At 45.4% G+C, this 10416-nt stretch carries 8 protein-coding genes; all 8 read right to left on the bottom strand.

All coding sequences use genetic code 11. From position 1 onward, the window contains the following. Window positions 1-43 precede the first annotated feature (43 nt). On the bottom strand, window positions 44-1165 hold the full coding sequence (locus tag RH85_RS02765) for a lipopolysaccharide biosynthesis protein (RefSeq protein WP_006710662.1): 1122 nt from the start codon (window positions 1163-1165) through the stop codon (window positions 44-46). Next, window positions 1158-2351 carry a glycosyltransferase family 4 protein gene (locus tag RH85_RS02760; RefSeq protein ID WP_006710661.1) on the bottom strand — a complete coding sequence of 398 codons (1194 nt, stop codon included), beginning with the start codon at window positions 2349-2351 and terminating at the stop codon, window positions 1158-1160. The genes RH85_RS02765 and RH85_RS02760 overlap by 8 nt, the downstream gene beginning before the upstream one ends. Before the next feature lie 13 nt (window positions 2352-2364). Continuing rightward, window positions 2365-3576 carry a glycosyltransferase gene (locus tag RH85_RS02755; protein WP_006710660.1) on the bottom strand — a complete coding sequence of 404 codons (1212 nt, stop codon included), beginning with the start codon at window positions 3574-3576 and terminating at the stop codon, window positions 2365-2367. Window positions 3577-3697: 121 nt separating this feature from the next. Further along, entirely contained in the window at window positions 3698-4750 is a 1053-nt protein-coding gene (locus RH85_RS02750; RefSeq protein ID WP_006710659.1) for a glycosyltransferase family 4 protein, read from the bottom strand. Further along, entirely contained in the window at window positions 4728-6200 is a 1473-nt protein-coding gene (locus RH85_RS02745) for a sigma-54-dependent transcriptional regulator (protein ID WP_006710658.1), read from the bottom strand. Before RH85_RS02745 ends, RH85_RS02750 begins: the two co-directional genes overlap by 23 nt. Window positions 6201-6231: 31 nt before the next feature. Next, window positions 6232-8535 carry a response regulator gene (locus tag RH85_RS02740; RefSeq protein WP_006710657.1) on the bottom strand — a complete coding sequence of 768 codons (2304 nt, stop codon included), beginning with the start codon at window positions 8533-8535 and terminating at the stop codon, window positions 6232-6234. A gap of 20 nt (window positions 8536-8555) precedes the next feature. Beyond that, the gene (locus RH85_RS02735) at window positions 8556-9248 is read right to left on the bottom strand and encodes a P-loop NTPase family protein (RefSeq protein WP_006710656.1); all 693 of its coding nucleotides are present in this window, start codon (window positions 9246-9248) and stop codon (window positions 8556-8558) included. Next, the coding region (locus RH85_RS02730; protein WP_006710655.1) for an SLBB domain-containing protein at window positions 9248-10416 on the bottom strand (1169 nt) is incomplete at its 5' end. The genes RH85_RS02730 and RH85_RS02735, both read right to left, overlap by 1 nt.

Here is a 10416-nt window from a genome sequence, read left to right as displayed (position 1 = left end):
AACCAAATTGACTCGATGTTGAATGCCAACGTGGCAATAATCACTACCACAAAAGACCGAGCCGGTGATGATCAAATTTACCGCCAGTAGACGCTGCGTTTGTTTGAGTTTTGAGCAGACCTATATTGACGACCTCAACCAGCTCTTTAAACAACATCGCCATGACGGTGACCACAACTAACTGGCTAGCAAGCAGGTATTGCTCCGGCAAATAAAGGCTAATAAACCATTTTGCTATCCACACCACCGCGAGTGAAACTAAGCAGGCGTAAACTAATCCCGCTTGACTATATTTGGCGGTTTGCTTGGCGCCATGTGTTTTCCAGCATTCAAACCGCAGTGGCATCCACCACATATGAAAAGGCTGCAGCAAAATTCCCACGGCAAGGGCAAATTTTAATGCAATGGCGTATTGGCCCAGTATTTCTAGGCTAAGAATATCAGCAACAATCCAACGTTCTCCTCCGTTAAGACCAAAGGCAATTAATCCTGATCCCATGATGGGCAAGCAGTAACGCAAATAATGCTTAATCTGCGACAGAGTAAGCCATTGAAATTGAAAACGGTGGTGCCAATGTAACAGGCTACATTGAACCAGCGCGGTAAAAACGCCAGCAGCGAAGACGGCTGTCACACTTGGATAATATTTGACGATGAAAAGAATTAAACTCACTTGGATCGAGACAGTGATAAAACTGAGTTTGAAAAATACGTCGGCGCGCCCTTGTAGCCTGAGCCATGCTAGGCTGATTGCAAGTGCGCTTTCTAACACCACGAAACAAGCCATTAGGCTCCATTGCAAAGGGGTGAAATAGGCCACCATTGGCGATGAAGGCACAAAAGTGTCGAGCGCACTATAGAGACAAAAGAAGCCAATCACGATCGCGAGTGAAATAAACAACGCCGTTATATAAAGTTTGTTGGCCAACTTGCTGCGTTCATCTTTGTCTTCAGCCGTTGCGATGAAGCGATATAAGCTCTCATGCATCGATAATGACGCTAATAGTGCGAACAATATTGTCGTGGTGGTGAGTAGTTCAAGTTGGCCAATTTGTTCAACTGACAAATAGTGAGTCATAAACGGCAAGGTGATGAGCGATGCGCCTTTAAAAAGCAGTAAAGCTAAGCCGTACAACATCATTTCTTTGAGGGCGTGGTTATTCATAATCTAACCGCGTATCGGTTGTTAAGTTCGCCGCCGTGGTGGTATCGAGTTCGCCACTAATGCCGTTAATAATCTGCGCATAGGTGATTTTTGCTTTGTAACGCTGAGCAATTTGATAGCCCTGAATCTGCATCGCTTGTAGCAAATGATGATCACGATAAACCGAGATAATCCCATGACGCAGATCTTGCAGATCATTGGCTTTATATTTGATGCAATTGATCTTGTGGGTAAGTTTTAAGTCCCAGTAACTGCCATCTTGAGGGATGATCACACACATACCAGCGGCAAGCGCTTCTAAAATGGAGAGGCCGAAAGGTTCACGATGGCTGGTGGAGATGAAAATATTGCAATGACGGCGGATTTCATCCAGATCCTGAGGGTCTTGATACCACTTGGTATGCCAAAGAGCGACAGGGGCAGGCGAGACGTCCAGAGAGATGTCTTTGGGTTGGATAAAACAAATATGACTTCTTACTGCGTGAGTGGTGTGGAGTTGACGTAAAGTATCAACGAATAAATCCAGCCCTTTCCATTTCAAGGTTGACGCGCACCAAAAACAAGTCGGAAGTTGATTGTTGGCACGTGAAGGCCAATTTTCCTCGGCAATTCCGTTGACGAAGGTATAAAAATGATTCGATCTGATGTGGAAAAGCGTCAGCGCCGCGACATCTTCAATCTGCGTATGATGACGAATGTAGCACTGTAGCGCATTGACGATGCTTTGGTGGGCTGAAGGCAAATAGTAGACTTGCTGAGCTTTGGTTAAACACCAGCCTATTGAGCGAGAGGTGGCGACATCGCCATGAACTAATTGGACGATTGAAAAGTGACGTACAAGTTGCGCAAGGTAAATCGCCATATCGATACCGGGACCAGAAGCGCCGATTACTTGTTCTATTTTGCGTTGTGTGATGATGTGCCACAGTAACAAGACAGCAAAATAACTCTGATTTAACCAATAAAATATCCCTGAAAATTGACGACTTACCCATGGGATCGAGGAGAAGGAAATGATGTTGATATCATGCTGGCGGGCAAGCAGAGAGTTACGCCAAAATTGGCTATCAACAGTCAAGACGGTAAAGGTCACTTTATTTGCATCACACTGTCTCAATACTTCGCTGGTGGCGATTTTAGAACCACCTTTAAACGGAATTGGGTCAAAGACGAGATTATGAATCATGGTAACACTCCTCTTATTCGCTAGGCTTACTGGACTGACGGTGCTTCCTAAGAGCAGAAATAACCGGTTTGATATTGTTTAGTATCGATGTTGACCCTGACGGTTTTGTTGCGAGCAAATGTTGGTACAGATTTGAAATGTCTTCGACATAACGTTGATGATTAAAGTGTTCACAAACCACATCGTGGGCTCGTTGTGCAAATTGTTGGCAATCTTGTTGATGGGAATGGATGCAACGCATCATATTGAGTAACGGCGCGTAGCCCTGATTGACGTACAGTAAAGCCGATTCACTGTGTTGAACGATTTCAGGAATGCCACCTTCAAAAGGTGCAATGATAGGGGTTTTGGCGACAGCCGCCTCAGTGATCACCAAGCCAAATGCTTCTTGACGTGCACCACTGACAAAGGCATCAGAGCCTTTTAGCCAACCCGCGACATTATGTTGTTCCCCGACAAAGTGAACATGCGCACTCAAATGCATTTCCTGCGCGAGTTGTATCAGTTGTTGTTTTTGTTCACCTTCCCCAATCACAACTAAGTGACTGTTAGGGTACTCAAGCGTTAAATAGCGCAGTGCTTGAATGATCCGATCGACGCCTTTGCGTTGAATCAAGGAACCGACGGTGGTGAAGATAACGTCATCTGCATTCAAGCCAAGTAGGTGATGGATATCAACCTCAGTTTGACTTTGTAACGCATCAATGTTGATGCCGTTGTGAATGACAGTGAGTTGCTCTTCGGGATAACCATCTTGGCGCAAACTATGTGAAATAGCATCGCTGGCGGTAATAATATGCGGTGACATGTGCAAACCAAGAGTGACGCGGTCACGACTTAGATAGTCACTGTGTAGGTGAGTGACCATTGGGCAACGACAAAGTTTGCTTGCCAGAGCCATCCACTGACAAGGGGCGCCACTGTTTGCGTGCACTAATGCGATGTCGTTTTGCTTGATGATTTTTTGCCCTTTTTTGACCAACTGAGCCCAACTTTTTAAATCAAAACTCGGTTTTTGCCAGCCAAGTAGCAATGGAAAATCGTCGGTGAGATAGGCAATGTTTTGCTCAACGAGCAAAGGAGTCAGAGCGAGATTGTTTGTCCATACCAGTGGTTCAAAACGTGTTCGATCAAGGTTCACGATTAGATCCAGTAAGCACTGTTCGCTGCCGCGAATCCAGTTCTCACCATAATGGACGTATAAGATTTTTTTAATATCTGACATCGATTAGCCACTCACCTTGTTGTTATCATTCTTGTAACAGAGCAAGGTAGGTGCCAATAAGATTGTTAATATATCTATATGAAAATAAGTAATTTTTCTTTTTGAAGTGTTGGTTTTATCGCTAGCTCGCAATTTGCGAATCAAACTGAGTGGAAATTCGCTGGTACAGTTTTAGCATTTTGGGAATGATGACTTGTTGCGAATAGTGTTGATGGATGGTATTCGCGGCGTTGACGCGTATCGCGTTTTGCGCCGATTCGCTTAATGATTGCCATTGGGTTAGTTTTTGGTGCAGTGCCGTTTCATCTTGTGCTAACCAGCCATTTTCGCCATCGATGATTAAGCTTGGCAGTTCTCCGACACAACTGGCAATCACCACGATACCCCGAGCCATCGCTTCTAGAGCAACCATAGGCAAGCCCTCAAAATCTGAGCAGATGACCAACACTGAGATGGTGGGCCAAATCGATGACATATCATTCTGGTGACCATGACAATGTACATTGCTTCCCGCGTTAGCAATGATCGCATGCTCAAGTGGGCCGGAGCCATACATATCAAATTGCAGCAAAGGGAACAGTGCTGCTAGTCGACAGAATCGCTCAGGTGCTTTTTCGGTACTGAAACGTCCGACAAACGCAATGGCTTGACCATGCTCAAAGGGAACGGAGTGGCAATCAATAAAGTTTTTGATGTACTGGCTACGTGTTGGAATTTTGTTGGCTATGGCGTGGCTGACGACTAACGACTTATCGGAGATGAAAGCGCTATAGCGATCCAGCCCATCGTAGATTTTCATCTTACCGCTAGGGCTCTCGCCAGCATGATAGGTACTGATCTGCGCATTATGAGTAATGAGCTTGGCAAGCTTGGCGATGATACTGGCTCGATAGCCATGAGCATGAACCACCAGCGGGCTTTGCTCGCGTATTAAATAAACCAACTGCTTTAGAGCGCTGCTGTGGTTGTGACCGAGGTAGTCAAACTCTATCCCCAATCTTTTGAGTTTGTCACAGATAGGTGAGGGAGAGGAATAACGACTGATGAGTAATACTTTAACCACTTGCTGCTGCTGGGTTAATCCGTGAGCCAGTTGCACGACGTGAGTTTCGATGCCGCCAAATTGGCGGCTATCGACAACAAGCCAAATCTCACTGGACGAGGTTTTGTTCATCTTCCGTTTCCCAAGCCTGCTTCTTACGGTAAACCGTTGATGGGCTCAGCTCTAACAATACCGCAGCGTTGAGGACATTACCGTCGCACAATTCGATGGCGTGTTGGATTGCTTCGCGTTCAATTTGCCACATAGGGCGAATCGTGTTTTGGTTAGTAGATGGTACGTTGGTTTGAACATCGTTTTGTGGCTCAGGATCAACGTTGTTTTCTACTGGCGCGACCATCACGGGTTTTGTTGGTGGCTCCGATGGTGCGCTGCGTGCTGATATCGGTTTGCGACCTTGAACGACAGGTGCCGGTAAATGTTCAACGCTCAAACGCTCATCGTCATTGAGTACCACAATATTACGCAGAATGTTTTGCAGTTGACGGACGTTTCCGGGCCATGCATAGCGTTTTAAAATGGCTTCTGCATCTTTGTTTACCGCCCGGAATTTTTTTCCGTCTTGCTTCGCGTATAGCTTTAAAAAGTGTGTGGCGAGGGTAGTGATGTCACCGCCTCGTTCACGGAGTGGTGGCATTTCAATGGGCACCACATGAACGCGATAGTAGAGATCTTCTCTAAATCGACCTTCTTCGACTTCAACCAGAGGATCGCGGTTTGTGGCACAAATGATGCGAACATCTACCTTTTGTTCTTTTGTTGCCCCTAACGGTGTAAACGTACCGGTTTGCAGAAAACGCAGTAGTTTTTTCTGCATTTCAAGATCCATTTCGCACAGTTCATCGAGGAACATTGTGCCACCATGCGCTGCCATTGCAGCGCCTTTTCTATCTGTGGTCGCCCCGGTGAATGCGCCTTTCAAGTGACCGAATATTTCACTTTCCATCAAGTCTTTTGGTATCGCGCCACAGTTAATCGCGATAAAGGGTTTGTCTCGGCGTTTACTTTCCTTATGAATCGCTTCAGCACACACTTCCTTACCTGTACCACTTTCGCCAATAATGAAGACGCTTGCTGTGGTGGGGGCGACTGAATCAATGATTTTGTATACCCCTTGCATTGGAAGGCTACTGCCGATAAACCCATGAAAGCGCTGACGATCAAATTTGCTCTCGATATTTTCGACTAAGTCTTCCAGTTTCGCCCTTTGGAGATGCAAGTTGATTGACGTTTTGAGACGATCAGCCTTGATGGGTTTTTCGATAAAGTCTTTCGCCCCTTTTTGCAGAAGGTTAACTGCAACATCAACAGAGCCGTGCGCCGTTGCCACGATCACGGAAGTAGGCACTTGATTTTCGACGATCCAGTCGAGAATTACCTGACCATCCATATCCGGTAATTTAAGGTCAAGAATGACCAACTGCGGGATGTTGCGCTCAATAAAGGCGATCGCTTCACGGCCAGTTTCAACATGGAAAAGATCAAAGGGTTCATCTTTAACATATTGTTGATAAAGCACTGCCAGCGATGTTGAGTCTTCGATTAAAAGTACTTTAGCTTTCATTGGCACTTCCTTGTGGTGACATGACAACCATTTATTCGATTGGTTGGGTGAATCCTTGGGTTTTACGATGAATGATGGCATCGAAAGATTGTTGCGCAAGTTCCATCAATTCTTGATGATATTCAAACGCTTTCTCTGCTTGCCCTTCAAGGCAAAGACGCTCAATTTGACGCGCCAAATTAGATAGTACGTGATTGCCCAGTGCCAGTGAAGAGCTGCCTAAGGTATGACTCTCAAATTCGATGACCTCGGCATTTCTTTCAATAAATGCGTTATTCATGGTTTCCATGCGTTGTTGTGATTCTTCAACGTAGTGATCAATCAGTAGGGGCAATACATCGGCACTGGTGTCTTGAATCATTTGCTGCAAAATCTGCTCATCCACGAGTTCTTTGTTCACGGTTATCTCCTCGCTCTTGACGTTGGCGGCTTGTTTTTGGTTCAGCGCCGCTTTCGGTTGGGTGACTTCTGCGTCAATCTTGACTTCATCATCAATGGTTTTGTGTTGCTCACAGTTTAAGAATAGATTAATTTTTTCAATTAGTTGTGATAATCGTACCGGTTTTGATAAGTAATCGTTCATTCCTACTTCTAAGAATTTTTCTTTGTCACCGGTGAGAGCGTGAGCGGTGAGGGCAATGATAGGAATCGTCGCGCAACTCGGGTCATCAAGTGCACGTATTGCTTTACAGGCTTGCATTCCATCCATCTCAGGCATGGAGATGTCCATAAAGATAAGGTCGTATTGGTATTTTTGTACTTGCTCAACGGCTTGGCGGCCATTCTCGACCATATCCAAATGCAGTCCTGCATGGCTGAACATACTATTAATCACCAATTGGTTGGCGCGATTATCTTCAGCAACCAAAATTCGTAAATTAGGATCAAGCGGTTTCGCGTGACTTGGAGTCTGTTTCACATCAGCAATCAGTTCGTCTGAAAGCTCAAGTATGATGGTGAAGGTAAAGGTGCTGCCCACCTCAGGTTCACTGCTTACCGTGACGTTACCATCCATCATTTGAGTTAAGCGCTTACAAATCGCAAGGCCCAGACCGGCACCTTCGTGTATTCTAGAATAGCTCTGATCTACCATGGTGAACTCGTCAAACAAGTAGTCCAACGCATGCTTTTTGATACCAATCCCTGTATCGGTCACACTGCATATTAACTCGACATGTTGGTCTTCAAGTTCACGAGATTCAATCTTGATTGAGACACTGCCTTGCTGGGTGAATTTAATCGCATTGCCAATCAAGTTATGCAGGATTTGTTTGATGCGGTTCTCATCCCCACGCACTTTTGCTGGCACTTGCGCTGGGATATAGCAGTGCAAAATTAGATCATTGTTTTTCGCAGCAGGCATAAAACTGTCAACCACACTTTCGACACAATGGCGGAAGTCGAAAGGGGAGTTATCCAATATCAACGTGTTGGACTCCATGCGGGTAAAATCGAGAATGTCATTAATCACGGATAACAAAAAGTGTCCTGAGTCGGTCGCGGTGGTAATGAGTTTGCGCTGATCCTTATTTAATTTCGTCTCTTCGAGAACATTAAGCACACCCAATACTCCGTTCATCGGCGTGCGAATTTCATGGGACATAGACGCTAAAAATCGACCTTTCGATTCGCAAGCTTGTTCGGCTTCTGATCGAGCATGCTTGAGCGCGGTGTAACTTTGTTCAAGTTTGGTCGACATGGCATCAAAAGCGCGAGATACGTCGCCAAGTTCATCTTTTGAATGTTGATGAAGTTGAAATCCTGGGCCATCTTTGCAGAGCGTATTGGCGGCTTTTGTTAAGCGCGTAAGACTGCGAGTTAAGTAATTACCTAAGATGTAAGAAAAGAAAGCGACAAGAATGACCTCCACCAAGGCAATGGTAATGATGGATTGGCGCGCTTGTTTCAGCATTAAATTGATCGCGTCGGTGCGAAAACCCATGTCGATAAAAGCATTGCTATTGTTCACCGGCACTCGAGTATCAAATACACCGTCATGGGTTTTGCTGAGATCAGAATCGACAGTCATTGGTGCCGCTAGCCATTGCTTATCACCGGCAAAAACAAGGTTACTTCCATCGACTGAGATGCGGATATAGGCAAGGTCTTCAACAATTAATAATTGATTGACCAAATTTTCAAGATCGCTGATTTGGTTATTCAATAGTGGTTTTTCTACCACGATAGCAAACAATTCTGATGTGGTTTTTACTCGTTGAAGCAATTGCTCTTCATTCGATTGAGAAAGGAAACGCATGGCGCTAAAAACCAGCATGACGAGCAACACAACCTCAATGATCGCAATGCCGATAATTGTTTTTAAACGAAATGACATAATGCTGCGCCTCCGGAAAATCAATCAATCAAGGTAAGCAATTCGTGGTTAAGCAATTTATTGTTCACACTGTCTCGCCAACGTTTTGGTAGCCAAGTAAAGCGGTTGAGCTCGCGTTGCATTTCTTGTGCAAGGCTTGGTTGATGTTTACTGTTCATCACGCAACCAATTAGCTGGCTATCGCTGCGGTTAAGCAGTTCCATCGCCTTAATAAGATGGTTTTCTCGCGTTTTGGCCCCGAGTATGACAAGTAAAGTGTACTGACAAGCTTTGGCAACGCATTGAGCGGAAATGTTGCCACGATTGACTTGCAGTAACGGTGAGGTGTCAATGATGACGCGGTCGAACTCTAACAACCATGCCTCTATTTTCTTTTCGAGATAGAGTGGGTTGCGGTAATTAACAATATCAGATTGTAGCGTCGGTTTGACGATGCCGGTAAATACGCGACCACACTCATTTTGTTCAAGCCAGCACACATGGCTATCACTTGAAATAGAGGGCATTTTTGATGCTTGAAAATTGGAACGAAACAAATTGAGATCAACCAACAGTGTTGATTGCCCTGCTAATAAGTAACGCTCTGCGAGCGCGGTTGCAACAGAGGTGACGCCATCACCTGAATGGCACGCTGTGACACAAACCGAACGGGTTTGTTTACTTTCAGCAGCGAGATAAATCTGTTCTATTTCATTGTGTGTGGCTGGAATCATCATAGTGCTCCAATCAAAACAATTGTGGTGGTTAGGCGCAGAATATCTTCCAAGCCGACTCTTGCTTTTTCTAAGAAGCTATCGCGGCGATCAGGCACAAAAATAGTGTCACCCGCACGAATAACAGGCAGTTGATAGATATTGGCTGTCTTACTAAATTCAATCAGATTAAACGTACGAGCTTGCTCTTGACAGCATGAGATATTAACCACAGATATTTTCTCTAAATAAGCGTTGTCGCTTGGCCCGCCAGCTTCCGCGAGCACGTCGAGAATGGTCATGTTGTCATTGAATACGTAACGTCCGGGGTTATTCACCGCCCCCAGAATTCTGACGGTTGATTCTTTACTTCGGTCTAGCCAGTTTTTGTCTTTTTCTGGAATGTAGATGGTATCGCCCATGGTGACGTTGGGCAGCAAAGATTCATCACCGGTTTCAAAGTAGAGCGACAGATTTAATTTGCTCACCTTGGAATAGGTTTTGTCTCGATGGGTGACTCGGATGTTGTGAATGTCAGCATCCTTGGTTGGTCCATCTGCCGCGGAGAGAATATCAAGGAAATGCATCTCCTTGGTGAAGCGATAACGACCGGGCGAATTTACTTGGCCAAAGACATAGATGGATGCATCTGAACTTTGGCGTACCCATTGTGATTTATTGTCCGATGGATCTTGTGGAAGATCGTGGATTCGAACAATCGCTCCGGCAGTAATTATCGGCAGATCATATGGTGGTGCGCCGTTTAAAATAAACTCATCAAGATTGAAGGTATGAACTTTGCCATCGCCATTAACCACTTCAATTTTGGTGGTGTCTGCTCTAAGAGTGGGGCCTCCAACATGGGCGAGTAGGTCCATTAAATCCATTTCATCAGACCATTCTATTCGGCCAGGACGAATCACTTCGCCAATCACACTGACGGCGCGGTCAGGAGCGATTTTCAGCCAAGATTTTTCGTTCATATCGGTTTTTTCCGGAACAAAAATCGCGTCACCCGGACCGATGCTGGGTGGTTTTTGCCCGCTAAGCCCTTCGGTATAAGCGGTAAGGTCAAATTTAATCACACGACCGCTGGCTTTGATAAGGCGGATCTGACGCGATTCAGCAAAGCGGGTTGGTCCCCCGGCATTGGCGAGAATATCCATGAAAGATGCACCCGATTTACCTT

Source organism: Vibrio ichthyoenteri ATCC 700023 (assembly GCF_000222605.1).
In the GTDB taxonomy this organism is placed as follows: domain Bacteria; phylum Pseudomonadota; class Gammaproteobacteria; order Enterobacterales; family Vibrionaceae; genus Vibrio; species Vibrio ichthyoenteri.
The sequence above is the reverse complement of the archived record's forward strand: the minus strand, read 5'-3'. Positions and strand labels throughout refer to the sequence as shown.

Bases quoted from the DNA above. Each gene is read 5' to 3' on its own strand.
- RH85_RS02765 (WP_006710662.1), bottom strand. From the start codon at position 1,165: ATGAATAACCACGCCCTCAAAGAAATGATGTTGTACGGCTTAGCTTTA.
- RH85_RS02760 (WP_006710661.1), bottom strand. From the start codon at position 2,351: ATGATTCATAATCTCGTCTTTGACCCAATTCCGTTTAAAGGTGGTTCT.
- RH85_RS02755 (WP_006710660.1), bottom strand. From the start codon at position 3,576: ATGTCAGATATTAAAAAAATCTTATACGTCCATTATGGTGAGAACTGG.
- RH85_RS02750 (WP_006710659.1), bottom strand. From the start codon at position 4,750: ATGAACAAAACCTCGTCCAGTGAGATTTGGCTTGTTGTCGATAGCCGC.
- RH85_RS02745 (WP_006710658.1), bottom strand. From the start codon at position 6,200: ATGAAAGCTAAAGTACTTTTAATCGAAGACTCAACATCGCTGGCAGTG.
- RH85_RS02740 (WP_006710657.1), bottom strand. From the start codon at position 8,535: ATGTCATTTCGTTTAAAAACAATTATCGGCATTGCGATCATTGAGGTT.
- RH85_RS02735 (WP_006710656.1), bottom strand. From the start codon at position 9,248: ATGATTCCAGCCACACACAATGAAATAGAACAGATTTATCTCGCTGCT.